This is a genomic window from Brucella sp. RRSP16 (genome assembly GCF_052246815.1).
GTDB lineage: Bacteria > Pseudomonadota > Alphaproteobacteria > Rhizobiales > Rhizobiaceae > Brucella > Brucella intermedia.
Genome location: NZ_JBQQAM010000008.1, coordinates 119,753 through 145,555, shown reverse-complemented (window position 1 = coordinate 145,555; position 25,803 = coordinate 119,753). Strand labels below are relative to the sequence as shown.

Here is a 25,803-nt window from a genome sequence, read left to right as displayed (position 1 = left end):
CGAAACCTCTCACCTGAAATGAGCTATTGCCACAAATAGGGGCCGCTTCAAGGCAGATCGCTAAACAGGATTAATATCCGGACATTCGTCTTCTGTCTCCGCCACCGACCGGGCGACATCGAGCGTGCTGTCCGTCACCTTCGCGAAGGCCATTTCTTCTATCGTCAGCCAGTGGATGGAAGCGGCGTCGTCCCCCGCTATCTCCCGGCCCGACACGTGCAGGGCGCGGAAGACCGACAGGTAATAGCTCCTGGCATAGGCCTTGCCCTCAAGCGCCAGATCCACGGTTATGACATGCGACAGGGCCTTTGCATCGAGCGCGGTTTCTTCCTTCAGTTCACGAATTGCCGCTTGTTCCGGCGTTTCGCCTGCTTCGATACTGCCACCCGGAAAGGCGAGCCAGCCTTTCCACGGTTCTTTCCCGCGCTCGACCAGCAGGAAGCGCCCTTCGCGCCGGCAGATCAGCGACACACCATGAACCTTGGCGGGAATCGGAAATACGGGAACTGTTTTCATCATGCCCTAGCTATGATCGTGCAGACACTGGTTGGCAATGGCAAAGCGCCCCTTGACCGCTTACCAAAAAGCTTGAACATGCCCACTATGTGTGGACGTTTTTCATTGACTGCAAGCCGGGAAGAGCTGGAAGCCTTCGCGGCCGCATTGATCGCAGAGGATTTTCCTCCACGATATAATATCGCGCCAACGCAGCCCATATTGACCATTCTGGGCGGGGAAACGCCGCCCCCGGGCAGCAACAGGCCGGATCGCGTCGGGTTGCTGGTGCGCTGGGGATTTGTTCCGTCCTGGGTCAAGGACCCGAACGACTGGCCGCTCATGTTCAATATCCGCTCCGAGACCGCTGCGGAGAAGAATTCGTTTCGCGCAGCCCTGAACCACCGGCGCGTTTTGATCCCGGCATCGGGTTTCTACGAATGGCGTCGCGAGGGAAAGAACAAGGCGCAAGCCTATTGGGTGCGACCGCGCGGGGGCGGTATGGTGGCTTTTGGCGGCCTGGTCGAGACGTGGAGCAGTGCGGACGGATCGCAGATCGATACCGGAGGCATATTGACCACGAGCGCAAACGGCCTGCTGCGACCGATCCATGAGAGGATGCCCGTTGTCGTGCAGCCCGAGGATTTTGCCCGCTGGCTGGACTGCAAGCGATTCCTGCCTCGTGAAGTGGCGGATATAATGCGCCCGGCTCAGGATGATTTCTTTGAAGCCATTCCCGTGTCGGACAGGGTCAACAAGGTGGCCAACACGACGCCCGATTTGCAGGACCGCGTGAAGGAACAGCTATCTTCGGAGCGTGCAGTGCCGAAGCGAAAGAGCAAGCCCGATTCCGATAACGGCGATGACGGGCAGCTTTCGATGTTCTGACAGCATTCGCCAGTCTTTCCGGACTGGCGCCGTTTATTACGCATCCACCAACTACGGGCGCCTCACTTGTGGGCACTCCGGGCGCTGAACCGGATCAGCTTTCTCAGCCTGTCTTCTTGACGGCGAGAATGGAACCCCGGCGATTGTCGTTGCGACCGTCGCTGCTGCGCCGCGTTGCGTTCAGCAATGCTGCAACAAGCACGGCAGGCCCGATCTCGCGGTATTTGTCAACCAGTCGGTCTTGGCGGGGTTGCAGTTCACTCTTAGACATTTGTCCTTCCTTTCGATAATGCCTGATCACCATTTTGTGATGGATTGAGACCGAATGAAGGCTGTTTGGAGCCGGTTTTGGGGTTTTCCGGTTAACGCCGGAAAGGACAGTCGCGGGTTGCAAAAATACAACATTTCCGGCGATGTGACTGGGACCTGCGAGGACCTGGCTCCAAACCTGCTTCCCGCAGACGCTAAACTATCAGCCATCTCGTGAAAGTTCTTGACGGCGGCACCTCCACTGAGGATAAGTGCTGGCATGAAAACGCCGACCACGATCATTTGTATTTGTGCGATTATTATTGGCTAGCAGCTTGCTGGTCCGGCCGTTTTCGTCTCCCTTCATAAAAATTGGATGATAACGCCCCGGCCAGTCGGCTGCAGTCAGTCGCGCACTGATTTCACAGGTCTTTTTGGGGAATATTTACAATGGCTTATGCGCCGCAACTGCGTCTGTACAACACGCTGACCCGCACGAAGGAGGATTTCTCCCCCATCGATGCCGACAATGTGCGCATGTATGTCTGCGGCCCCACGGTTTATGATTTCGCGCATATAGGCAACGCCCGTCCCGTGATCGTTTTCGACGTGCTGTTTCGTCTGCTGCGCCATGTCTATGGCGCGGATCATGTCACCTATGCGCGCAACATCACGGACGTCGATGACAAGATCAACGCCCGCGCGGCCCGCGATTATCCTAACCTGCCGTTTAATGAAGCAATTCGCCGGGTGACGGAAAGTACCAATGCGCAGTTTCAGGCCGATGTGACGGCGCTGGGCAATCTGGCGCCAAGCGTGCAGCCGCGGGCCACCGAGCATATGGACGAAATGCGCGCCATGATCGACCGTCTGGTGAAGCTTGGCGTGGCCTATGTCGCCGAGGATCACGTCCTCTTCTCGCCATCCGCCATGAACGAGCGGAAGGGGCCGCGCTATGGCGCGCTTGCCCGCCGCTCGCTGGATGAGATGCTGGCCGGTGCCCGCGTCGACGTGGCATCCTACAAGCGGGACGAAATGGATTTCGTTTTGTGGAAACCGTCGAAGGAAGGGGAGCCAGGCTGGCCGTCTCCTGCTGGAATCGCGGTATTGGGCCGCCCGGGCTGGCATATCGAGTGCTCGGCCATGTCGATGGCCAAACTGCTTGAGCCGTTCGGCGGGGGCCTCAAATGCGATGATCCGCTGAAGAACCAGTTCGACATTCACGGCGGCGGTATCGATCTCGTCTTCCCGCATCACGAGAACGAAATCGCACAATCATGCTGTGCATTCGGCACGGAGCGCATGGCGAGCATCTGGATGCATAACGGCTTCTTGCAGGTCGAAGGGCAGAAGATGTCAAAATCGCTCGGCAATTTCATCACCATTCGCGATGTGTTGAATGATGGCTTGCCGGAACTGGGTGTCTGGGACGATGTTGATGTGCGTGACCGCTGGGTCGGCCTGGCAGCGCGCCTTTCGATGTTGCAGACGCATTATCGCGAGCCGATCAACTGGACGGCGCAGCGGCTGGCGGAATCCGCCGAGGAGCTGCATCGCTGGTACGGCCTGCTGCGCGACAGGAATTTCACGGTGCCGGAAAAGCTGACGGCGGTTGGCGAAGTGGTTGAGGCTCTGTCTGACGACCTGAACAGCTGGACGGCTATCACGGCCTTGCGCAAGGCTTTCAAGGCGCGGGATGTCGCCGGGTTGGGCGAGGGCATGGCGCTGCTGGGCCTTTTCGATCCGCATTTCGTGACGGCGAATGACATTCCGGTCTTTGCAAAGGCAGAGGTGGATAGCGAAGCCGTCGAAGCACGTATCGCGGAGCGTTTGCGCTTCATCAATGAGAAGAACTGGGCCGAGGCTGATCGCATTCGCGATGAACTGCTCGGCGAAGGTATCCAGCTCAAGGATGGCAAGAACCCGGCAACGGGCGAACGCATAACCAGCTGGGATGTGGTAGGCTAATGCCTGGAGCGGTTCCCGCCATTCCGTCTTAATCGGAACCGCTCTGGCAGGCTTGTGGAACAGGGAGGGTAATATGACGCTTGATAATAAACCGGTCTATACCGGCGGATGCCAGTGCGGTGCGGTTCGCTTTCGGGTCGATGGCGCGATGGGCTCCCCATCGATCTGTCACTGTCGCATGTGCCAGAAAGCGTTTGGCAATTTCTATGCGCCGCTGGTCTCCGTCAGCAAGGCGAAGCTCGAATGGACCCGCAACGAGCCGAAGCGCTTCCGTTCGTCCAATCACGTGCAGCGGGGTTTCTGCCCTGAATGCGGCACGCCGCTTACCTATGAAGCGCCTGATGGAATCGCGCTTGCCATCGGTGCTTTCGATGCCCCGGAGGAAATCGAGCCGACCATTCAATGGGGGATCGAGAAGCAGCTGACCTATGTGCCGAAGCTTGCGAGTCTTCCCGGTTATGTAACGGAACGCGATCCGGAGAGCATCGAGTTTGTGAGAACGATGGTATCCTACCAGCATCCCGATCACGACACTGAAAGCTGGCCGCAACAGCAAGGTTGACCGGACCGCAGCATACCCACCGACAGGCAGGCACAATGGCACGCGAACGCATCTACATCTATGACACGACCCTGCGGGATGGGCAGCAGACAGTTACCGTCCGCCCGCAGCCGCGAAGCGTGCGAGGACGGACAGAAAGTAAATCGAATGGCCGCCCGCAGCCGCGAAGCGTGCGAGGACGGACAGAGGTTGAAACGGGTGGTTGCTGTGCAGCCCGAATGCAGGGGGCAGAATAATGGCACGCGAACGCATCTACATCTATGACACCACCCTGCGGGATGGGCAGCAGACACCCGGCGTGGATTTTTCCGTGGAGGACAAGAAGTCGATTGTCGTGTTGCTGGAAGAGCTGGGCGTCGACTATGTGGAAGGCGGCTATCCAGGTGCCAACCCGACCGATACGGCGTTTTTCAAGCGCCGCCAGACTGCTCGCGCCAAATTCGCCGCTTTCGGCATGACGAAGCGTGCAGGCGTTTCGGCGTCCAACGATCCCGGCCTGTCCAGCCTCCTGCAGGCTTCCGCCGATGCCGTCTGCTTTGTTGCCAAGAGCTGGGACTATCATGTCCGGCTCGCGCTTGGTTGCACCAATGAGGAAAATCTCGATTCAATCACTGCCTCGGTCACCGCTGCGCGCATGGCGGGGCGGGAGGCGCTGGTCGATTGCGAGCATTTCTTCGATGGATACAAGGCCAATCCCGAATATGCGCTTGCCTGCGCAAAGGCGGCCTATTCGGCAGGCGCGCGCTGGGTCGTTCTTTGCGATACGAATGGTGGCACGCAGCCATCGGAGGTGGCCGAAATCATCGCTGCCGTGACGGCTGTGGTTCCCGGCGAAAGCCTTGGCATCCACGCTCATAACGATACGGAACAGGCGGTTGCTGTTTCGCTTGCTGCCATCGATGCGGGCGTGCGCCACGTGCAGGGGACGCTCAACGGCATAGGCGAGCGCTGCGGCAATGCCAATCTTATTTCGCTGATCCCGACCCTTGCGCTGAAGCCCTATTGGGCGAAACGTTTTGAACTGGGTATCAAGCCCGCTGCACTGAAGAGCATCACGCGCATTTCGCGTGCTTTCGATGACATCCTGAATCGTCCGCCGACGGAGCAGGCGCCTTATACCGGCACTTCCGCTTTCGCGACCAAGGCCGGAATTCATGCCTCCGCGCTGCTCAAGGAACCGCAGACCTACGAGCATGTGCCGCCGGAATCGGTTGGCAACAGCCGCCGCGTCATGGTGTCGGATCAGGGTGGAAAATCCAATTTCATCGCCGAACTTGAGCGCCGGGGCATTCGCGTCGCGAAGGACGATGTGCGCCTTGATACGCTGATCGCGCTGGTCAAGGAGCGCGAGGCGGAAGGCTATGCCTATGAAGGTGCGGATGCGAGTTTCGAGCTTCTGGCCCGCAACATGCTGACGCCCCAGCCGGAATTCTTCAAGGTCGACTCCTTCCGTTGCCTTGTCGAGCGGCGCTTCGATGCCAACGGCATGCTGAAGACCGTTTCGGAAGCCGTGGTCAAGGTGGAGGTCGATGGCGAGGTCCGCATGTCGGTGGCCGAAGGACACGGCCCCGTCAACGCGCTCGATATCGCATTGCGCAAGGATTTGGGGCGCTTTCAGGCGGAGATTGAGGATCTCGAGCTGGTGGACTTCAAGGTGCGCATCCTCAATGGCGGCACGGCGGCTATCACCCGGGTTCTGATAGAGTCCGGGGATGCCACAGGCGCGCGCTGGCGCACGGTGGGCGTGTCGGACAACATCATCGATGCGTCCTTCCAGGCGCTGATGGATTCGGTCAATTACAAGCTGATGAAGAACCGCTCGATGGCGGGACTGGCCGCTGCCGAGTGAAGCCATCCGTTCACAACAATTGATGCTTCGATCAGTTTAATTGAATGGATTTTATGAATTGTTGGGCGCATAGCAGGTGAAGTTCGATGCTTCGCCTGCCTCATCCGGCGCGCGAACAATTGTGATTTCGCCGAGGAGAGAGGCATGTCCGACCAGACCATCACCGATATGCGCCTTTCTGACGGCGCGCGCGGATTCCTGATGGCGCTGGGAGCATACGGGCTCTGGGGCGCGCTGCCGTTCTATCTCAAGGCGCTCGGTCACATTCCGGCCATGGAAGTGGTTTCGCATCGCGTGATCTGGTCGGTTCCGGTCGCGCTTCTTCTTCTTCTGGCCCTTGGACAGTTCAGGGATATACTCAACGCCGTGCGCCAGCCGCGCATGCTGGCAATGGCTGCCCTGACAGCCGGGCTCATCACCATCAACTGGTCGATCTATGTCTGGGCCGTTGCCCATGATCAGGTGATGGGCGCCGCGCTTGGCTATTACATCAATCCGCTGTTCAACGTGGTTCTCGGCGGTCTTTTCCTCGGGGAAAGACTGACCAGGGTCCAATATGTCGCCGTCGGGTTTGCTTTCGCGGCGGTGCTGCTTCTGACCGTCAACGCTGGCGGTCTGCCCTGGGTATCGCTGGTGTTGCCGCTGACTTTCGGTCTCTATGGCTTCTTCCGCAAGTCACTGCCGATGCCACCATTGCAGGGCTTCACGCTTGAAGTACTCATTCTGTGCATCCCGGCGCTGGGCTATGTGCTGTGGCTGGCGGCGACCGGTCAGGACCATTTCTTCACCGGCCCTGCATTCAACGTCTCAATGCTGCTTCTGGCAGGGCCTTTCACGGCCATCCCGCTGATCCTCTATGCTGGCGGCGCGAAGCTGCTGCGCTATACGACGCTGGGCCTCATGCAGTACATGACGCCGACGATGTTGTTTTTCTTTGCGATTTTCATCTTCAACGAACCGTTCTCGGCAGCACAGCTTGGTGCGTTCGCGCTGATCTGGGCAGGGCTTGCGCTCTATACCTGGTCGATGCTGGTCGAGCATCGCCGGGGCCGGGCGAAGGTCTGATCTTCACAATTCGCTGAATGTGGTTCTCTTCCGGGGGATATCGCAACAGCGAGCCTTATTTTAGCCGCTCTCTCTACCGCTTATCCCTCAATAATCCAGCGGTAGAGAAATATCAGAATGGTCTTCGGGTCAGCCCAACCAAGCGCCCCGGCAAGCGAAACGCAGTCTGCTGAAACGGCGGAGCGAGAACTTGCGGCCTTCGGCACTGCCCTGAAGGGCGAACCGCTTTCCTCCAAAAGCTTGAAGCCATTCCGGCAGGTCCGTTTTTCCCTGCACACGCATCTGCGGTTCTGTCTGGCGCTGATGGCCGCTACCGCCATCGCCGGTGGAGGATTGCTGTTTGCGACAGGGCTGCTGGTACGCCACGGCCATGCCGCACAACCCGTCATGGTCAATCCGGCAACCCTGGTTCACAGTCACGCCGCACCGAAAGAGGCGCGCCTGACGCCCGCAATGGGCGGCGATCCGGCGAGCAACGTATCGCGGCGTATCGATATCGCGGAAGGTGTCGAGGACGGCGACGCGCGTCTTTACACCTACCAGCATGTCGTTCTTGACGTGAACGGCCAGAGCCGGGCCCAGATCGACGACGCGCTTCGCGGTGCTGTTTCCACACAGAAATCTCTTCCAAAACGGCCCGAGGAAGAACTGGAGCGCGGCGTCCCTATCAATGTCAGCCTCGCCAAACCGGCTTCCGCTACCGGCGCAAAGGTTCACGAGATCATCGTCGCGCCGCAGTCGCGTGAGCGGTTGGGCGCGTTGCTGCAAGCGGCCGGTATCGCAGTTGAGGACAGCAAGCGTCTGGAAGAAGCCCTGGCGCGGACGGAACTCGTGCCCGGCGACAATCTCGAACTGTTGGTCGATAAATCCAGACAGCACACCGATGGAGAACAGCACATCGCTCTCGCCCGTTTCGAGCACGGTGATATCGGCAAGGCAATCTATGGACGGGCCGACGATGGCGTTTTTCGCGCCACGGGCGATGAACGTCTGTTTGCACGCCTCTCGCGTGACGCCATGCTGACGGCCTACCGCCCCCAAAGCGCGCCGGACAGCAGCGGCTCCATTGCCTCGCGTCTGGGGCAAGCAGGAGCGCCGAAGGCGATCGTCGACGAGATCGGCAAGCTGGCCGCGCAGAACGGCGTTTCGCTGGATGGCGCCGGAAAGCCGGATTTGATCGACCTACTGTTCCGCAGGAGCGCCGAGACGGAACCGGAACTGGTTTTTGTCGAGTTCACGACCGGCGGTAAAAGTCGCCGCCTTTATCGTCATGAAAGCGAAAATGGCACCGGCTATTTCAATGAAGACGGTTCGTCCATGGCGAAATATCTCATGCCGAAGCCCCTGCCGAATGGCCGTCTCAACGATGGTTTCGGCTGGCGCGTTCATCCCGTTCTGCATGTGCGCAAGCACCACAATGGCGTCGACTACGACGCGCCAATCGGCTCGCCCATCGTGGCGGCAGGTGACGGTGTCGTGGAGTTGATTTCCTATCAAAAGGGATATGGAAAATATGTCCGCATACGCCATCAGGGCGGCTACAGCACGACCTATGCGCATCTTTCATCGGCACGAAAGGGTTTGAAGCCCGGCGAACATGTCAAGCAGGGAGATGTGATCGCCTATGTGGGATCGACGGGCTACTCGACCGGTCCGCATCTTTATTACGAACTCAAGGTCGGTGATCAATATGTCAATCCGCTGACAGCGCGCCTCAATGCTGGCGAAAAACTAACGGGCTCGTCCCTGAACAGTTTCCGCGAGGAAATCGACCATGTCGGGCAGATCGTCAACGAAATGAAGCTGCCCGTCATTCCGAATGCGCCCGAATCCACGAAGCCAGCTTCAGGGAAGGGCAGCCGTCACCGCTGACTATCTTGGCGGGCGATAGGCATTTGCCAGGGCGACAAATTCTTCCACACTCAACGTTTCAGCGCGGCGCGTCCCGTCGATGCCGGTCTTGGCCAGAAGCTCGGCACCGCCAACCGGTTTCAGGCTCTGGCGCAACATCTTGCGGCGCTGCCCGAAAGCGGCCTGCGTGATCTGACCGAGCGCATTTGCATCGCAGGGCAGCGGGTCTTCACGCGGAATGATATGGACGACCGACGACATGACTTTCGGCGGCGGCGTAAATGCCTGCGGCGGCACATCGAAGCTGATCTTTGAAACGGTTCTCCACCCGGCAAGCACGCCCAGGCGCCCGTAATGATCGGTGTCGGGCGTCGCGACGATACGTTCGGCGACCTCGCGCTGGAACATCAATGTCATGGACGAATAGAAGGGCGGCCAAGGCTCGACCAGAAGCCAGTTGAGCAGCAACTGCGTGCCGACATTGTAAGGCAGGTTGGCAACGATGCGCGGCTTCGGCCCATCTGGAAACAAGGCTGAAAAATCCTGCTCAAGCGCGTCGCCGGAGATGATGCGCAGGCGACCCGGATAATGCGCCTCGATTTCCGCAAGCGCATCCAGGCATCGTTCATCGCGTTCGATTGCGGTGACATAAGCGCCTTGTGCGAGAAGCGCGCGGGTCAGGCCACCGGGGCCCGGACCCACTTCGATCACGGGCTGGTCCTGCAAATTGCCGGCCTGTCGGGCAATCTTCGATGTCAGGTTGAGGTCGAAAAGGAAGTTCTGGCCGAGCGACTTCTTCGGCATCAGATCATGCCGCTCGATCACTTCGCGCAGTGGAGGAAGGTTGTCTATGCTCATGCGTTTCCGTTCGCTGCGTTTTCCGCCAGTTGCCGCGCCAGGCGAATCGCGGCCACGAGACTGTCCGGACGGGCGATGCCCTTGCCCGCAATATCGAAAGCCGTACCGTGATCGGGCGATGTGCGAATGAAGGGCAGTCCGAGCGTCACATTCACCGTTTCGTCAAAAGCCAGCGCTTTGGCAGGAATAAGGGCCTGATCGTGATACATGCAGACCGCCGCATCATAGGTTGCGCGGGCGGATGCATGAAACATCGTATCGGCGGGCAGGGGACCGCGAGCGTCAATCCCTGCGCGGCGCAGCGCTTCGATTGCTGGCAGGATGATGGCGTCATCCTCCTTGCCCATGGCCCCGCCTTCACCCGCATGCGGGTTGAGGCCGGATATGGCCAGACGCGGTGCGGGAATGCCGAAGCGTTGCTTCAGTTCGGCGGCGGTGATCCGCGAAACTTCGATGATATCGGCAGTGCTCAGACGGACCGGCACTTCGGTTAGCGGGATATGGATGGTGACCGGAACGGCGCGGAGCTGCGGACCGGCCAGCATCATGACCGGCGTTACCGGTTTGCCCGTATGCTGGCTCGCGAGTTCCGCCAGAAATTCCGTATGGCCGGGATGCCGAAACCCGGCTTCATAAAGCGGCTTCTTCGAAATCGGGCAGGTGACGACCGCCGAAGCCTCACCTTTCAGCGTGAGTTCGACCGCCCGTTCTATAGCTTCGATGATGCCCGCAGCGTTTTCCGGCAATGGCTTGCCGACGCTGTCCGTCAGCGTGTTGTTGAGCGGAAGCACCGGCAAAGCATCCGCAAAGACGTCGCTTGCGGCAGAAATGGTTGGGATGACTTCGATCTGGACTTCAAGCCCCATATGCCGCGCACGCGCGGCAAGCTGCTGTGGGTCCGCCAGCAGGGCGAAAGGCGGCAGCGAAAGCTCGTCGCGTCGCCGCCAGGCCGCAAGCGCAACATCGGGGCCGATACCGGACGGGTCGCCAATGCTGATGGCGAGAGGAGCAAGCGGTGCTGCGGACATCACGTCAATATTCCACTGAATACGGATGAAGGCGTCCAGAGCGCATCCCCAAAGCGGTAGCCCATTTTCGGGAAAAGATGCGCCCAAAACAAACAGTCAAAGCGGCGATCGATCAGATCGAAAGATGCGCTGACTGTCAGCGATTGATGATTTTCGCCTTCTCGCGCAGTTCGCCCAGATATTTCTCGCTGAGCTGTTCGGCCTTCTTTTCCTGTCCGGCAGGGGAATCCGCCCCCTCCATGGAGAAAACCAGCTGCGCAACGCGATCGTCAGATACCTGTCGGGTCGAGCAGACAGCCAGGAATTCGACGCCCTTTTCGGTTTCCTGCGGCGGGGTGGTGCCGCCGACCGAAGTGGACTTGATAGCTTTCGACCATTCGTTCGGCAATTGCTGCTCGATGATGCGGCCGAGATCGCGAACGGTCACGTCAAGAATGCCCTTGGCCTGCTGGCGGGTAGCGTCGCAGTTCTGGAAGCGCGAACGGAGCGCATTGGCCTCCTGCTTGCGCTTGGCAAGCAAGGCAGGGGAGCGCTTCGAGGCAGGCACCACGAAAATGACCTGCTGCAGGCGATATTCGGTTGCGACAGGCTTCTTGCCGCCGTCCTTCAACATGCGCTGGACGGCCTCCTGCTCGCTGACCATACCGGTTGCGCGGAAGCGTGCGCTGACGAGACGGCCCCAGCCCATCTGCACCATGATGTATTTCTTGAAATGATCCGGCGTGACGCCCGACTGATTCATCAACTGGTTCAGTTGCGCCAGGCTCATCTTGTTGCGGGTGGCAAATCCTGCATAGGCCTCGTCGACCTGCCGGTCGGAAATATCGATGCCGCGCGACTTCATTTCGATGCGCTTCAGCATCTCGTCCGTCAGCTCTTGCTTGGCGACCTGGGCGAGATTGCCGCCCTTGCGCTGCAACTTCAAGAAGGCCATGCGGTGCTGGATATCGCTGTTGGTGATGGCATTGCCGGAAACGATGACCTTGACCTCAGAACCTGCGCCGGCCGCAAATGCGGGAGCTGCAACCGTCCCAAGCGTCGTCAGGCAGACTGCGGCGCTCAGCATGGAGGCGAAGAGAGGTCTTGCAATCATCATCTTTCTTTCCCGATTCCTTCCGGTCGACGAACGACAATCCTTACCGGACATATCCCATCATGGTCATTGCCGCTATCCAGCCGAGCAAAAATCATATCAGCGGCTGATCATAAGCTGCCTGTATAGATGAGCTAGTGCGGCGAAACAATGACCCAAAAGCTATTTTGCGAGGCTTGCATCCTCTGAATACTGCAAAAAGGAAGCCGGATTAAGCTGTGAAGTGTAAAATTTCTTTGTCGAATGAAATGGAAAGACCGGAAGCATTTCCAACGCTTCCGGTCCTTCAAGTTTAGAATGTCTGGTTACCGCTGCCTATATCACCCAATGTGCGCAGCGAAATATTGAACCCGACGCCATGGGACGCCTTGTCATCGCCCGGGTTACGGGTCTGGACGTAATTCATCGAGTAAGTGAAGCACTCGTCATCATAGGCAAGGCCAGACGATGCGCGGACCAGCGTTTCGGAAACCAGATCATAGGTGCCCGAACCGAAAACGCGCCAGTTCGTGTTGATACGCGCTGTGGCCGCACCCGTGACTTCCTGACGGAGATCGTTATATCCGTAAGCAGGCTGAGGCGCGATATAGGCATATTGCGCGGAGATCGTCAGCTTCTGCCAGCTCTGCTGGGCTTCAAGTTCGCCGCGACGAACCGAGAAGCTGTCCTTGTCGAAGCGTCCGCGGGCAGCGAGGGCCAGACCCGTCGAGTTGGACGTGCCGATCATCGCAACATAGTCGGAGCGTGCATCCTGCAAGCCGGAATCTGCGCCGACATTCAGGAAGTCGCTTGTGCCAAACGAATTGACGCCACCCAGCTGGAACGATTGGCCGCCGAGAGCATAAAGAGCCCAGTCGCTATTGTTGAAGTTGCCCGAATAACGCAGGCCGAGATTGGCGCGTGTGCCGCCTTCAACACGGTCATAACCGGAGAACTTGTCACGAGAGAACAGGTTGGTCGCGTCGAAGACGAAGCTCTGGGCGTCTTCATTCGGCAGCTCACCCGCATAGCGTTCGTTGTTGCGAACATAAAGCTGTGCGATCGGCTCGAGAATGTGGGTCGAGCTGGTGGACGAGAACAGGATCGGCCAGCGCAGTTCAAGCCCGGCGGTCGCCATGGCGCGAAGTGCTTCCGAACGCACGAGTGCATCCGTATAGCCAGCATCTGCCAGATTGAAGTTCGTATTGGCCCCAATCGCATCACCGCGCAGTGCCAGCAAGGGCGTGATGACCAGACCGGCAGGCGTGATGAAAGTGCGCTTCCATTCCGCTTCAGTGGTCAGGCGCGCATTGGTGCCGTCAAAACCGGGAACGCGAGGATAGCGAGGACCAATAAGGTTCCCGCTTCGGTCTCTAATCGCTGGCGTATAGTTCGCATTCTGCCGATAGAGAACCTGCAAATTGGTATTGAAGTTCAGCTCGCCGCCATAGACCGGTTCCGGCAATGTGTAGGAGTAATCGAGGCTCGGGAATACCCATGGCTGCTTCGAGTGCATCTCATTGGGATTGTTCGACAGCAGCGATTCCTGCACATTGAAGCGATAGAAGTTCAGGTCGAAATAATTGCGATTGCTGATCCCCTGCAGATAAATCTTGGAGACCTGCGTGCCTGCATTATAACCGTCAATGCTGTAGGTACGGCTGAAGTTGCGGTCGGTCTGCGCCATCACATCCCAACCGAAGCGCCAGCGCGAATTCAGCTCGAAATCACCCTTCGAGGCGACCATGCCGCGATTGTCTTCTTCGCGGTCAACGGTGTTGACATCAAACTCGCCCGGCTTGTTCTGATGAATGCCCGCGATGCGAAGATTGTAGGTGCCGTTTTCCAGGCGGTGACGCCATTCGGCTTCCGTCAGGAAGCCCTGCTTGGTGTAGCCGGTCGTGGACAGCGTCAGGTCGTAATTCGGGGCGAGCGCCCAGAAATATGAATTCTTGATGCCGACGCCCAGATCGTCCTTGTAGGAGAAGCCCGGAAACAGGAAGCCGCTCTTGCGCTTCACCGTCGGGTCGGCCATTTCGAATGCCGGGAAATAGGCAAGCGGCATGCCGAAGAATTCAAAGCGGCCATGTTCGAAGCGGACCGTCTTGGTCGTGCTGTTCCAGATGATCTTGCGCGCCTTGATTTGCCAGAGAACCGGCTTGTCAGGATTTTTCGCGCAGGGTTCGCAGGCCGTATAGACGCCGTTGTTGAACGTCGTGATTTCGCCATTGCTGCGTTCGGCACTTTCAGCGGCGAAACGGGTGTTATCCGTCGTCTCGACGCGCAGGCCGTTCACGAAGCCGTCGCGGAAACTGTCGGTGACGTCCATATGGTCGGAGTAGATCTTGTTGCCGTCGCGCTCGACGATCTCGACATTGCCCGTCGCGGTCATGCGCCGCGTCTGCTGGTTGTAGGTCACCTTGTCGGCGACAAGATGATTGCCGTCATATTCGATGCGCACCTTGCCCTGAGCCGTGACGGTATTAACGTCACGATCATAGACGAGTTCGTCGGCCTGCAGGAGCATGCGCGCATTCGGATCGCTCTGGTAATTGGCGCCGAGAGCGTCCTGTGCCAATGCGGGTGAGGGCAGGGCTGCGACAGAAATGAAAGGTAAAGCAAGGACGCACGCCAAGGCCGTCCCGCGCGTCAGGCGCGAGAGCGAATGGGGCAATACCATGCGGGCGTTACTCGAACCCACTAACCATCCTCCTTATGCAACAAAAAGGAGACACCAAAAAATGTCGCGATAATAACCGGCACCCAGGCAGCCACGAATGGCGGAACGAATCCCGCATTCCCGAATGCCTTCACCAGCACCGAAACGACATAAAGCATGAAGCCTGCGATAACGCCACCCAGAATCATAGCTCCTGACTGACCAAATCGCACAAATTTCAACGACACTGTTGCAGCAATGAGAGTCATCGCCATCAGCAATGCCGGCAAAGCCAGAAGTGACTGGTATTGCATGTCAAATGCGTTTGCGGAGTAGCCGAACGAACGCGCGACCTCGATCTTGTGGCGCAGCTGCGTGAACGGGATCGTATCGGGCGTCGCGAGCTTCTCTTCCACATATTCGGGACGCAGCTGCGTCTCGATCTGGAAACTCGCCATTTTCTGTGGCTCTTCGCCGCGCGCGAATCGCGTCACGTCGGTAAGCTCCCAGTGACCGTCCCTGAGCTGCGCCCTGCGCGCGTCGAAACGCTCCCTGATGTTCTTTTTCTCATCGAACTGGATGAAAGTCGCGTCGGCCAGCGTCGCGCCCTGATCCAGAATGCTTTTCGCGCCGATGATGGTCTCGCCCTCATCTGTCTTCTGGCGCAGCCACGGATCGCGCAGCGCGGAAACGTCGGTAACCTTGCCGGTCTTCCATGTCGATGCGATTTCATCGGCCTTGGCGAAGCCATAAGCGGCGAACGGATTGAGAATGAAGATCGTGGCAAGGCCGAACAGGAAGGCGCCGAAACACGCGGGCAGGAGGAACTGCCAGGCCGATACGCCGACGGAGCGTGCGACGACCAGCTCATATTTTCTGTTGAGCGAAATGAGCGTCGCCATTGCCGAGAACAGGGCGACGAAGGGGATCATCTGCTGCATGATGAAGGGCACGCGCATGGCGGAAAGGCCGAGCGCCGCCCACACGGAATAGTCCGGCAGGTTTGAAAGCTTGCTCGCATTCTCGGTGAAATCGAGAAGCAGCGACAAGGCAAAAATGCCGAGCAGAAAATAGAAGGTGATCTGCACATAGCGGATGAAGAAATAGCGCCCAAGCGTCCAGCCGATCATGCCTTTCCTCCGGCATTATTGCGCGAACGTCCGGTGAGGCGGGCATAGAGCGCCGAGCCCCGGCGTCTCAAACTGTCGAAACCGTCGAGAATGCGGTCGTTCCATTTGTCCGGCAGGCCGATCCGCCGCCCGGTGGCGAGCGCGAAGCCCGTCACGAGAATGACGGCAGCCGGGACCAGATACATGAGGACGATGTAGCCTGCATCCTTGTCGGCGCGGTCAGAGGCGAAATAGCCTGCCCAATAGACGAGGAGAGCGGTGCTGATCGCCGAGAAGGACGCGGACACGCGGGCTTCGCGATGCGAGCGGGAATCGCCTGCGAACGCCAGCGCAATCATCGCAAACACAACCGGATAGAGCCATTGCGTCAGCCGCCGGTGCAATTCGGCTTTGTAGCGCAGCGGGCGCGTCTGGAGGATCGGGTCGTTCGGGTCGGGGTTCAGCAGATAGGAAAGCGGACGGTCCTTGGCATAGATGACGAAATCATCCCCGGCCGAGGCAAACTGGCTGAGGTCGAACGCATAGGAATTGAACTTGATGATCGAAACCGTGCCATCCGACACGTCACGGCGTTGCACCTCGCCGTTTTGCATCAGCAGCATGTCGCCGGTCGGCGTCGAAGCAATCGCGCCGTCGGCGGCATAATAGATGAGATCGAGCGCCGGATCGCGGGAATCGGCGATGAAAAGCCCGCCAATGCTCCCATCGGCGCGTCGTTCCGCCACCTGGATATAGAGATTGTCGGCAAGTTTGCGGAAATTGCCTTCCTGAACGATGACATTCATGAGGTCGGCGCTGGCATTGGCGATCATGGCGCGCATGTTCATGCGCGCATAGGGATCGACATAGTTTGCGACCAGAAACGACACGACGGAAATGACGGCGGCAAGAATCAGGATCGGGCGCATGACCGCGCTGCGCGGTGCGCCGGACGCATTGATGACGACCAGCTCGGAATCCTGGTTCATGGTGGACAGCGTCTGCGTGATCGCAATGATCAGCGCAAACGGCATCACGAGCGGAATAGCCGATGGAATCAACAGCGAACTGAACTGAACGATGGTCTGGAATGTCTGGCCGCTTGTGGTCAGGAAGTCGATGCGCTGGAGCACCTGCACGGTCCAGGTGATCCCGACCGCAGCGCCAAGCACTGCGAGGAACATGATCGCCACCCGGCGCAGGATGTACAACTCGATCAATCGCATAGGTGGAGTCTACATCCCGGTTCCGTTGAAGGAGCGCGCATCCGAAAAAGGCTGCGGCACTCGTGACAATGACTAAACTTAATGACGCTTGGCTAAGATTGACCCAATAAACGCGGTTAACAGATTACTAAAACCATCACGAAGATGCCAGCTCTCGTGTTCCTGTTAACGGGTCCCGTTAATGAGCGATGAGTCGGCTCAAGGCAACCAGTTTTTGCATGGAGCGGGTAAGACAGGCTCGCAATTGTGTCTTGCACGGTTTTCCTCGGCCTAAAACTGGAACAATCTTGGTTCCACTCTTGCTGTTTCGCCATATTCGTCTCACATGAGTGGGGAAAAGTCGCGACACAATCGTGTCATTCTTAAATCGACATCAGGTTTGGAGTTGTCATGTCTAAACGTCCTTCGATCTCTTTCAGCGATTTTGCAGTACCGGAAAGAGGCGTGTCCATCGTCCTCGTCGCCAAGGGCGGCGGCTTTGCGGACGAGGCGGCCGCGGCTGCTGGCGGTGCGGAAAAGATCAAGCGTATTGCCGAAATTTCCGGGTTCACCGGTGCTTTGGGCAAGACGGCGGAAGCGATCGAGACGACTTCCAGCGGTGTCGACAAGATCGTTCTGGTCGGCGTCGGAGAACCGGGCAAGCTTGGCAATGACGACTGGCTGAAGATCGGCGGCGCGGCATTTTCACGAATCGGCAAGGCGGAGCGCGCAACCGTGACGCTGGCACTGCCTGAAACCACCATCGCCGGTGATGAAGCCGCCGATCTGGCGCTGGGCATGATGCTGCGCTCCTACAAGTTCGAACGCTACAAGACGCGCAAGAACGATGAGGAAAACGGCGATCCGAAACACGCCGCGAAGATCAACATCTGCGTCGCGGATGCCCACACTGCGAAGCGGGCCCTCGAAGTCGCCGAAGCGGTGGCGGACGGCGTTATCCAGGCGCGCAATCTCGTCAACGAGCCTGCCAATATTCTGGGGCCTGTGGAGTTCGCGCAGGAAGCCGAAAAGCTCGAAAAGCTTGGCGTCAAGGTCGAAGTCCTCGGCGAAAAGGAAATGAAGAAGCTCGGCATGGGCGCGCTTCTCGGCGTGGCGCAGGGCTCTGTCCGCCCGCCGCGTCTGGTCGTCATGGAATGGCAGGGCGCGAAGAGCAAGGAAAAGCCGGTCGCATTCGTCGGCAAGGGCGTGGTGTTCGATACGGGCGGCATTTCCATCAAGCCTGCCGCTGGCATGGAAGACATGAAGGGCGACATGGGAGGCGCGGCAGCCGTCACCGGATTGATGCGCGCTCTGGCTGGTCGCAAGGCGAAGGTCAATGCCATCGGCGTTATCGGCCTTGTGGAAAACATGCCTGACGGCAACGCCCAGCGTCCGGGCGACATCGTTACCTCGATGTCCGGACAGACGATTGAAGTCATCAATACGGATGCGGAGGGCCGTCTCGTCCTCGCCGACGCACTGCACTATACGAACGACCGTTTCAAGCCGCGCTTCATCATCAATCTGGCCACCCTCACGGGTGCGGTCATGGTCGCCCTCGGCCAGTATCATGCCGGTCTCTTCTCCAACGACGACGAGCTTGCGGACCAGCTTTACGATGCGGGTCAGTCGACGGGTGAAAAGCTGTGGCGCCTGCCGCTCGGCACCGAATACGACAAGATGATCGATTCGAAATTCGCCGATATGAAGAACAGCGCTGGCCGTTACGGCGGATCGATCACGGCGGCACAGTTCCTCAAGCGCTTTGTCGGTGAGACCCCTTGGGCGCATCTCGACGTTGCCGGAACGGCCATGGGTTCGCCTGCAAACGAATACAGCCAGACATGGGCTTCCGGCTATGGCGTCCGCCTGCTGGACCGCCTTGTCCGGGATCATTTCGAAAGCTAAAATCTTTTCTGAACAAAGGGATGGGTGGAGAAGCGGAATCAGTTTCTCCACCCGTTCGCGAAACGGATAGTGCATGGCGGAAATCCTCTTCTATCACCTGACGGAATCGACACTTGATGAAGCCTTGCCCGGCCTGGTCGAGCGGTCGCTCGGACGCGGCTGGCGCGTCACGATCCAGACCGTCAGCGAGGAAAGACGCGATGCGCTTGACGGCTTGCTCTGGACCTTTTCCGACACGTCCTTCGTGGCGCATGGCACCGACAAGGAGCCTCATCCCGAACACCAGCCGGTATTGCTGACCACCAGTGAAGCCAATCCGAATGGCGCGACTGTGCGCTTTCTCGTCGAAGGCGCCGGGCTGGAACAGGCGGACGCCTATGAACGCCTTGTGGTCATGTTCGACGGGCACGATCAGGAGCAACTCGATATTGCCCGCGGCAATGGAAAAGTTTCAAGGCGGAGAACCACGATTTGACTTACTGGCAGCAGACGCCGGACCGCCGCTGGGAGCGCAAAGCGTAATGAGGGCGCTATTCATCTTGATGGCCGTCGCCGGCTTTGGTCTTGCCATTGGCTATCCGTGGTATGTGCGCCATTTCACCGGCAGCGAAATTGGCCGCTGGACCATGCTGGAAAACCGGCAGAGCGGTTTCAAGATTCAGGAAGTCAGGCTGTCGGCGGCTGATGGGCCGGTGCGCGTGTTCATCGATGCCACGCCTCTGCCGGGTTATGTGCCTGCGGAACGGCGCTCGGCGGTGACGCTTGCCGTCAGCCGCGACGGGCAGCCGGTTCTCTCGCAGGGGCTCGACTTTGCCTTGACCACCGGTTCCATCAACAGGGACCGCCCGCAGGATGGCAGTGTTCTGCGCCAGAGTGCCGGTGACATCGACCCCGTCATTCCGGGGCTTTATGCATTTCGTCTGGTGCAGGGAAATACAGACGGACTTCAGATTTCAAAGGCCGATCTGGTGTTGCGGCGAGGGGCGGAAACGCCCAACGAGGTCTATACGACCATCGGCCTGATCCTCGGTGCCTTCGGGCTTTATGCATTGATGCGCACGCGCCTGCGTCCTCAAGGCTGAGGAAGCGCAGATGGGCGCTGCGATTTTCGACCGCATTCTGCTGTTGCTGCTGTCCGCACTTGCCGCCTTTATCGCGCTCGTTCCGATGGCGGAACTCGGCTGGTTCGGTTCGTCCTTTGAGGGATCGAGCGGCTATCTGGCCATGTTCGTGGCTTTTCCGATCCTGACCGCCATTCTCGCAGTTCTTGCGGTGCGGTGCGCGCCGCGCCCGTTGCCGAAGGCACTGCGGATCGCTGGCGCGTCGATCATCGGTTTGGTCTATATAGTTTTCTTCGTGCTGTGATTGCCACTGCAGCGCAATGACTTGCCAGCGGTGGCGGATCAGTCCGCCATCGCTTCTTCATATTCGGTCGAGAGTTCCAGCCATTTGTCCTCTGCATCCGCAAGGGCAGAGCGTGCATCGCTCATCTCCTTGTTGATCCGGATCGCCTTTTGAGGCTCCTTCTCGTAAAGAGCCGGATCTTCGAGCTGTGACGAGAAGACTTGAATCTGTTTCTGCAGCTTCTGGATCAAGGCTTCGGTTTCCTTGATCTTTTTTTGCAGCGGCGCCATGGCTTCGCGTTTCTGGGCAGCGAGTTTTCGCTGCTCGGCCTTGTTGACCCTGGCGTTGTCGTCGCGGTCGGAAACCGGTTCTCCCTTGGCGTCGGCCAGAACGATCTGCCGGTATTCGTCGAGATCGCCTTCAAACGTCTTCACGCCACCCTCGCGGACCAGCCACAGCCGTTCCATCGTCGCTTCGATCAAATGGCGGTCGTGGGCGATCAGGATCACCGCGCCGTTGAAAGCGTTGAGCGCATGCACAAGCTCTTCGCGGCTGTCAATGTCGAGATGGTTGGTCGGTTCGTCGAGGATCAGCAGGTTCGGACCGTGAAAGGTCGCAAGCCCCATCAGGAGGCGCGCTTTCTCACCACCGGAAAGATCCCTGGCCGGTGTCAGCATCTTTTCGGTCGAAAGGCCCATCTGCGCAACGCGCGCGCGGACCTTGGCCTCGGGTTCTGTCGGCATCAGCTTGCGCACGTGCTCGATGGCGTTGTCCTCGGGAACCAGATCGTCAAGCTGGTGCTGGGCGAAGAAGGCAACCTTCAGATTGGGCGAAACCGTGAGCGTGCCCTTTTCGGGCGTCAGGCGACCGGCAATCAGCTTGGCCAGCGTCGACTTGCCGTTGCCGTTGGAACCGAGGAGCGCGATGCGGTCGTCATTGTCGATGCGCAGCGTCACATTGCGCAGCACCGGCTTGCCCGGCACGTAGCCCACATCGGCGTTGTCCAGAGCGATGATCGGTGAGGCGGCCTTCTTTTCCGCATCCGGGAAGCGGAACGGCTGCACATTGCTTTCCACATAAAGCTCGATTGGCTTGAGCTTTTCCAGCGCCTTCATGCGCGATTGCGCCTGACGGGCCTTGCTGGCCTTGGCGCGGAAACGCTCAACAAAGGATTCCATGTGCTTGCGGTGGGCTTCCTGCTTGGCATGGGCCTTCTGCTGCAATTCCAGCATCTCATGCCGCTGCCGCTCGAACTGGTCGTAATTGCCCCGCCAGAAGCTGATCTTCTTTTGGTCAAGATGCATGATCGATGACGTGGCCGAGTTCAGGAGATCGCGGTCATGGCTGATGATCATGACCGTGTACGGATAGCGCTTCACATAATCGACCAGCCAAAGCACGCCTTCAAGGTCGAGATAGTTGGTCGGTTCATCGAGCAGCAGCAGGTCCGGTTCGGCGAAGAGAACCGCAGCCAGTGCGACGCGCATGCGCCAGCCGCCGGAAAAGGCCGATGCCGGCTGGCGTTGCGCTTCCGCGCTGAAACCGAGGCCGGACAGAATGGCACCGGCGCGCGCTTCCGCAGAGTGAGCGTTGATATCGGCAAGGCGGGTGTGAATTTCCGCAATGCGGTGCGGATCGGTCGCGGTGGAAGCTTCCTCCAGAAGCGCCGCGCGCTCCTTGTCCGCCTTCATGACGATTTCGATCAGCGCTTCGTCGGTGCCGGGCGCTTCCTGCGCGACCTGGCCGATACGGGTGTTCTTCGGAAGCGAGATGCTGCCGGTTTCCGGCGCGAGATCGCCCGTGATGACGCGAAACAGCGTGGATTTGCCGGTGCCGTTACGGCCGACGAAACCCGTCTTCGATCCCGCCGGCAGCGTTACGCTGGCATGGTCGATCAGGAGGCGTCCGGCAATTCTTACGGAGATGTCGTCAAGGATAAGCATGATGAAAGCGCTTTTGCACGGCTTGAAGCGTTTCCGCAAGTATCAACATCAGTCAGGCGAAACGCCGCCCGCCTTCCGTCCGCAGGAAATGCATGAGATCGAGCGACGGCGCTTCCGTTCCCAGTCTGGTAAAGGCGGTATGGATCTGTCCGCGATGGTGGGTCTGGTGGTTGAACATATGGGCAAGCGACGGGGCAAGCCGCTGGCTTATCGTGCGCATTTCGTTGAGCGCCGTGTAGCTGTAGCGCCCGCCGAGTTTCTGCGCGTCGAGGCCGTCCGCATAGCGGCATATGCGCGCGTCTTCCGCCTGCCGCAGATCGCGCAGCATGATGAAATTGTCGGAAATGATCGCATCAAGCGTCTTCGGATGATCGCCTTCCGTGGTGAAGCGTTTCATCCAGATGCGGTCGGCGACGAGCAGATGATTGAGTGTGCGATGGATGGAGCCGAAGAAGAGACCGAGATCGAGCCTGTATTCCTCGTCGCTCAACTGGGCAGCGGCGGCATAGACCAGTTCATTTGCCCATCGGTTGTAATAGGCGAACATTTGAAAATGCTGTTCCACGAGAACCCCCTGACCACCCGTCGGCGCCGCTTCCGCGAGGCTGAATCGGCGCGGCATCATCTATGCAATCAATTTTCTGTCGTCTCAAGGTGCTAATCGGTTCGCCTCTTGGCAATCGGGGCTATCGACGGTATAGAGCCTCACTTTTCTGAAAATTCCAGCACAAGGTGTCATAATGGCAATCGAACGTACCTTCTCCATGATCAAGCCCGATGCGACCCGCCGCAACCTGACCGGCGCAATCACCGCCAAGCTCGAAGCAGCTGGCCTGCGCGTCGTCGCTTCGAAGCGCGTCTGGATGAGCCTGCGTGAAGCTGAAGGCTTCTATGCTGTTCACAAGGATCGCCCTTTCTTCGGCGAACTGACCGAATTCATGTCTTCTGGCCCGACGGTCGTTCAGGTTCTGGAAGGCGAAAACGCCATCGCCAAGAACCGCGAAGTCATGGGTGCGACCAACCCGGCAAACGCTGACGAAGGCACCATCCGCAAGGAATTCGCCCTGTCGATCGGCGAAAACTCCGTACACGGTTCGGACGCTCCGGAAACCGCTGCGGAAGAAATCGCATACTGGTTCTCGGGCACCGAAATCGTCGGCTGATCCCAACGAGAATATAAAGAAAAAGCCCGCCTTCCCGGCGGGCTTTTTTGTTGTCTGGGCGATGCGTGGAAACAGGTTTCAAAGGCTCTGCGCGAGCCTTGCCACTTCCTTCCCTTCGTCGTCGAAGAGAACGAGCTTGCCCATATCGATCTTGTAGGACCGGGTCTTGCCGAGCACGTCGAGGAACTTGCGTTCCTGGTTCATGAGGGCAGGCGGGCACTGGACATAGGTCGATCCGATCTCGGCGAAGGAAATATTTTCGCCGGTCACGGTCGCCTTGCTGAAATAGCGGTTGCAGCCGCCCGACCCGCTGACCGCGCCATCGGTCGAAACCGTCAGGGTTGTCTGGGCATTGTCGATCACGCCGCCGCCCTGAATGTCTTCCGCGAGCCAGTCCTTGCCCTCGATGCCGATGGCAGCGCCTTCGTCACCGCTCTTGCGCACCATCACAACCTTGATTTCCGCAGGTTCGCCGGGGTTTTCCGGATCGATCGCATAGCGTTCGTCATTGACGAACCACAGCGTGTCGCCCGCCGAAATGCGCGCCTGCAAGGCATAGCTATGGCCGGGCTGGATCTGGTCCATATCGAAATTGATGGCAAACGGGATCGGCGATCCCTGAACGGATTCGATCCGCGTTTCGCCGATGACCTCGGAAGGGGCATCGGCCAGCGAGACGTCGGAAAGCTGGACCGTCAGGCTTGCTTCCGGCGGCAGCGCGATCCGCTCGCGATATACGACCTTGCCGCTGACGGTCTTTTCCGCCGCCAGGCTGCTTGTCGGCATCGAGGTGGTCAGGAACAAGGCAGCGCCGCCAAGCGCGCCAATGCCGACCACAAGTGCCGCAGCAATTGAAAGGGTTTTCGCCAATCCATTTCGCATCGTTAAAGCCCGAAACTTCCGTTCCCGCATGCGTTGTTTGTTGCAAGACAGATGGCGCTGATGCGGATTCCAGTCTGTCTGTCATCATCGCCTGTCGGCATCTGATTCATGATATCGACAATAGCGAAATCTTCGTGTGAAAATTGTGGCGGCGCAAGAACACGCCAGCTAAATTACCCACTATTCTAGGGGGTTAAATAGTTAATTCGCGATTAAAATGAAAAATTGAGATCAATAGTGGGCCCCTGATCGGAAGATCAGGACTGTTTCCAGCGTTCGCGTATCTTTTCGTCTTCCTCTTTGGACGATACCCATCCGCCGACCGAACCGTCAGCGAGATGCTCCCTTTTCCAGAACGGAGCATCGGTTTTCATGTAATCCATCAGGAACGAGGCGGCCTCGAAAGCTGCGTGGCGATGCGACGAGGCCGCAGCGACCAGAACGATGTTTTCGCCGGGCCTGATAAGCCCGTAACGGTGAATGATCGTAAGTGCGGTTATCGGCCAGCGCGCGATGGCCTGTCGGGCGATGCGGGTTATTTCCGCTTCGGCCATGCCGGGATAGTGCTCCAGTTCCAGCGCGGAAAGCGTGCCGCTTTCGTCGCGGCAAAGACCGGTAAAGGTGACGATGGCGCCTATATCCGTGCGCCCCTGTTCGAGCTTGCGCAGTTCCGCCGCCGTGTCGAAATCTTCGCTTCTTATGCCGACGAACAGTGGGCATGGAGCTTGCCCGCTCATCTCATCCTCCCGTCATGGGCGGAAAGAGCGCGACTTCGTCGCCGTCATTCACCAGTTCATCATGCTCGGCATGTTCCTGATTGATCGCGGCGCGAATGACATGCTCATGCTCGAAAGCGGCATCATATTCCGGCCCAAGCGATTTCAGATGGCCGATGAGGTCGCCAACGGTCGTTTTGGGCGAGGGGAGTTCGATAGTCTCCTCACCCTTGCCGATTTTTTCGCGCACCCATGCGAAATAGACGAGTTTTACCGCCACTGGATCAATCCATCACGTGTTTGAGGCCCGCCTTGAAGTAATCCCAGCCCGTGTAAAGCGTCAGAAGGGCCGATACCCAAAGCAGGACAATGCCTGTTTCCGTTACATAGGGCATGATCTTGTCACCGGCAGGGCCTGCCAGCAGGAAGGCAAGCGCGATCATCTGTGCGGTCGTCTTCCATTTGGCGAGGCGCGAAACGGGCACGCTGACCTTCAGCTCGGCAAGATATTCGCGCAGGCCCGAAACCAGGATTTCGCGGCAAAGGATGATGATGGCGGCCCAGAGCGTCCAGCCGGCAATCGTGCCGTCAGCGGCAAGCAGCAACAGGATGGCCGATACGAGAAGCTTGTCGGCGATCGGATCGAGCATGCGGCCAATGGTCGATGTCTGTTTCCAGATGCGGGCGAGATAGCCATCGAAAAAGTCGGTGATGCTGGCGAAGGCGAACAATCCGAGAGCTGTCCAGCGGGCGAAATCGCTCGACTCCAACCGTCCCTCGATAAAGAAACACAACACCACAAGAGGCACGGCGATAATCCGGCCATACGTGAGGATATTGGGTAGGGAGAGGGTATGATTCTTCTGCATTCGTTCCGCCGCATGTTTGTCAGTCGCACATCAACAGGGATATGACATAAAATCAACTCCCGCTAACATGTTCGCCCGAGACTTAGAGCGCGTTTCGATCTGATTGGATCAGATCGGCGC

General features: G+C 58.7%; 24 protein-coding genes and 1 pseudogene. 11 read left to right on the top strand and 14 right to left on the bottom strand.

Features of this window, described 5'->3' with window-relative positions:
- Positions 1 to 60 precede the first annotated feature (60 nt).
- Positions 61 to 516: an NUDIX hydrolase gene (locus ACS5UA_RS14385; RefSeq protein WP_183514656.1), complete on the bottom strand. Its 456-nt coding sequence runs from the start codon at positions 514 to 516 to the stop codon at positions 61 to 63.
- Positions 517 to 603: 87 nt separating this feature from the next.
- Between ACS5UA_RS14385 and ACS5UA_RS14380 the strand changes: the two genes are divergently transcribed.
- Positions 604 to 1,383 (top strand): SOS response-associated peptidase, encoded by a 780-nt coding sequence (locus ACS5UA_RS14380; RefSeq protein WP_443101484.1) that lies wholly within the window; start codon positions 604 to 606, stop codon positions 1,381 to 1,383.
- A 103-nt stretch (positions 1,384 to 1,486) separates the two neighbouring features.
- On the opposite strand, the gene ACS5UA_RS14375 is transcribed toward ACS5UA_RS14380, so the two are convergent.
- On the bottom strand, positions 1,487 to 1,654 hold the full coding sequence (locus ACS5UA_RS14375; RefSeq protein WP_443101433.1) for a hydrolase: 168 nt from the start codon (positions 1,652 to 1,654) through the stop codon (positions 1,487 to 1,489).
- A 428-nt stretch (positions 1,655 to 2,082) separates the two neighbouring features.
- Between ACS5UA_RS14375 and cysS the strand changes: the two genes are divergently transcribed.
- From cysS to ACS5UA_RS14350, 5 genes are all read left to right on the top strand, one after another.
- The gene (gene cysS / locus ACS5UA_RS14370; protein ID WP_443101432.1) at positions 2,083 to 3,600 is read left to right on the top strand and encodes a cysteine--tRNA ligase; all 1,518 of its coding nucleotides are present in this window, start codon (positions 2,083 to 2,085) and stop codon (positions 3,598 to 3,600) included.
- 73 nt (positions 3,601 to 3,673) lie between these two features.
- On the top strand, positions 3,674 to 4,162 hold the full coding sequence (locus ACS5UA_RS14365; RefSeq protein WP_443101431.1) for a GFA family protein: 489 nt from the start codon (positions 3,674 to 3,676) through the stop codon (positions 4,160 to 4,162).
- A 235-nt stretch (positions 4,163 to 4,397) separates the two neighbouring features.
- A complete protein-coding gene (gene cimA, locus ACS5UA_RS14360) occupies positions 4,398 to 6,011 on the top strand; it encodes a citramalate synthase (protein ID WP_443101430.1) in 1,614 nt (537 codons plus the stop codon).
- 144 nt (positions 6,012 to 6,155) lie between these two features.
- Positions 6,156 to 7,076, top strand: a complete 921-nt coding sequence (gene rarD, locus ACS5UA_RS14355) for an EamA family transporter RarD (protein WP_443101429.1) — start codon at positions 6,156 to 6,158, stop codon at positions 7,074 to 7,076.
- A gap of 117 nt (positions 7,077 to 7,193) precedes the next feature.
- Entirely contained in the window at positions 7,194 to 8,948 is a 1,755-nt protein-coding gene (locus ACS5UA_RS14350; RefSeq protein WP_443101428.1) for a M23 family metallopeptidase, read from the top strand.
- Here ACS5UA_RS14350 and rsmA read toward each other — a convergent pair whose 3' ends face one another.
- The 6 genes from rsmA to lptF form a co-directional block, all read right to left on the bottom strand.
- A complete protein-coding gene (gene rsmA / locus ACS5UA_RS14345; RefSeq protein WP_113474510.1) occupies positions 8,949 to 9,785 on the bottom strand; it encodes a 16S rRNA (adenine(1518)-N(6)/adenine(1519)-N(6))-dimethyltransferase RsmA in 837 nt (278 codons plus the stop codon). It abuts the gene before it with no gap.
- Positions 9,782 to 10,813 (bottom strand): 4-hydroxythreonine-4-phosphate dehydrogenase PdxA, encoded by a 1,032-nt coding sequence (gene pdxA, locus ACS5UA_RS14340; protein ID WP_443101427.1) that lies wholly within the window; start codon positions 10,811 to 10,813, stop codon positions 9,782 to 9,784. Before pdxA ends, rsmA begins: the two co-directional genes overlap by 4 nt.
- A 136-nt stretch (positions 10,814 to 10,949) precedes the next feature.
- Positions 10,950 to 11,909 (bottom strand): peptidylprolyl isomerase, encoded by a 960-nt coding sequence (locus tag ACS5UA_RS14335; RefSeq protein WP_021587848.1) that lies wholly within the window; start codon positions 11,907 to 11,909, stop codon positions 10,950 to 10,952.
- A 289-nt stretch (positions 11,910 to 12,198) separates the two neighbouring features.
- Complete coding sequence (locus tag ACS5UA_RS14330) at positions 12,199 to 14,565, bottom strand: LPS-assembly protein LptD (RefSeq protein WP_443101483.1); 2,367 nt, start codon at positions 14,563 to 14,565, stop codon at positions 12,199 to 12,201.
- Positions 14,566 to 14,585: 20 nt separating this feature from the next.
- Positions 14,586 to 15,674, bottom strand: coding sequence for an LPS export ABC transporter permease LptG (lptG, locus tag ACS5UA_RS14325; RefSeq protein WP_100648331.1), 1,089 nt, complete (start codon positions 15,672 to 15,674; stop codon positions 14,586 to 14,588).
- Positions 15,671 to 16,879 (bottom strand): LPS export ABC transporter permease LptF, encoded by a 1,209-nt coding sequence (lptF, locus tag ACS5UA_RS14320; protein ID WP_006466415.1) that lies wholly within the window; start codon positions 16,877 to 16,879, stop codon positions 15,671 to 15,673. Before lptF ends, lptG begins: the two co-directional genes overlap by 4 nt.
- A 390-nt stretch (positions 16,880 to 17,269) precedes the next feature.
- Between lptF and ACS5UA_RS14315 the strand changes: the two genes are divergently transcribed.
- The 4 genes and pseudogenes from ACS5UA_RS14315 (at position 17,270) to ACS5UA_RS14300 (ending at position 20,131) form a co-directional block, all read left to right on the top strand.
- Positions 17,270 to 18,766, top strand: coding sequence for a leucyl aminopeptidase (locus ACS5UA_RS14315; RefSeq protein ID WP_006472347.1), 1,497 nt, complete (start codon positions 17,270 to 17,272; stop codon positions 18,764 to 18,766).
- A 73-nt stretch (positions 18,767 to 18,839) separates the two neighbouring features.
- Positions 18,840 to 19,288 (top strand): annotated as a pseudogene (locus tag ACS5UA_RS14310) (DNA polymerase III subunit chi).
- Positions 19,288 to 19,848, top strand: a complete 561-nt coding sequence (bspB, locus tag ACS5UA_RS14305; RefSeq protein WP_443101426.1) for a type IV secretion system effector BspB — start codon at positions 19,288 to 19,290, stop codon at positions 19,846 to 19,848. The pseudogene ACS5UA_RS14310 and the gene bspB overlap by 1 nt, the downstream one beginning before the upstream one ends.
- Positions 19,849 to 19,858: 10 nt before the next feature.
- Entirely contained in the window at positions 19,859 to 20,131 is a 273-nt protein-coding gene (locus tag ACS5UA_RS14300; RefSeq protein ID WP_443101425.1) for a hypothetical protein, read from the top strand.
- A 38-nt stretch (positions 20,132 to 20,169) separates the two neighbouring features.
- Here ACS5UA_RS14300 and ACS5UA_RS14295 read toward each other — a convergent pair whose 3' ends face one another.
- Complete coding sequence (locus ACS5UA_RS14295; protein ID WP_443101424.1) at positions 20,170 to 22,053, bottom strand: ABC-F family ATP-binding cassette domain-containing protein; 1,884 nt, start codon at positions 22,051 to 22,053, stop codon at positions 20,170 to 20,172.
- 52 nt (positions 22,054 to 22,105) lie between these two features.
- The gene (locus ACS5UA_RS14290) at positions 22,106 to 22,618 is read right to left on the bottom strand and encodes a DinB family protein (protein WP_100648603.1); all 513 of its coding nucleotides are present in this window, start codon (positions 22,616 to 22,618) and stop codon (positions 22,106 to 22,108) included.
- Positions 22,619 to 22,793: 175 nt separating this feature from the next.
- Between ACS5UA_RS14290 and ndk the strand changes: the two genes are divergently transcribed.
- Positions 22,794 to 23,216 carry a nucleoside-diphosphate kinase gene (gene ndk, locus ACS5UA_RS14285; protein ID WP_006466421.1) on the top strand — a complete coding sequence of 141 codons (423 nt, stop codon included), beginning with the start codon at positions 22,794 to 22,796 and terminating at the stop codon, positions 23,214 to 23,216.
- Positions 23,217 to 23,294: 78 nt separating this feature from the next.
- On the opposite strand, the gene ACS5UA_RS14280 is transcribed toward ndk, so the two are convergent.
- The 4 genes from ACS5UA_RS14280 to pgsA form a co-directional block, all read right to left on the bottom strand.
- Positions 23,295 to 24,098 carry a YbaY family lipoprotein gene (locus ACS5UA_RS14280; RefSeq protein WP_443101423.1) on the bottom strand — a complete coding sequence of 268 codons (804 nt, stop codon included), beginning with the start codon at positions 24,096 to 24,098 and terminating at the stop codon, positions 23,295 to 23,297.
- A gap of 257 nt (positions 24,099 to 24,355) precedes the next feature.
- Positions 24,356 to 24,835, bottom strand: coding sequence for a molybdenum cofactor biosynthesis protein MoaE (locus ACS5UA_RS14275; protein ID WP_121994416.1), 480 nt, complete (start codon positions 24,833 to 24,835; stop codon positions 24,356 to 24,358).
- 1 nt (position 24,836) lies between these two features.
- Complete coding sequence (gene moaD, locus ACS5UA_RS14270) at positions 24,837 to 25,094, bottom strand: molybdopterin converting factor subunit 1 (protein WP_006466425.1); 258 nt, start codon at positions 25,092 to 25,094, stop codon at positions 24,837 to 24,839.
- 4 nt (positions 25,095 to 25,098) lie between these two features.
- Positions 25,099 to 25,683, bottom strand: coding sequence for a CDP-diacylglycerol--glycerol-3-phosphate 3-phosphatidyltransferase (gene pgsA, locus ACS5UA_RS14265; RefSeq protein ID WP_443101422.1), 585 nt, complete (start codon positions 25,681 to 25,683; stop codon positions 25,099 to 25,101).
- Positions 25,684 to 25,803 lie beyond the last annotated feature (120 nt).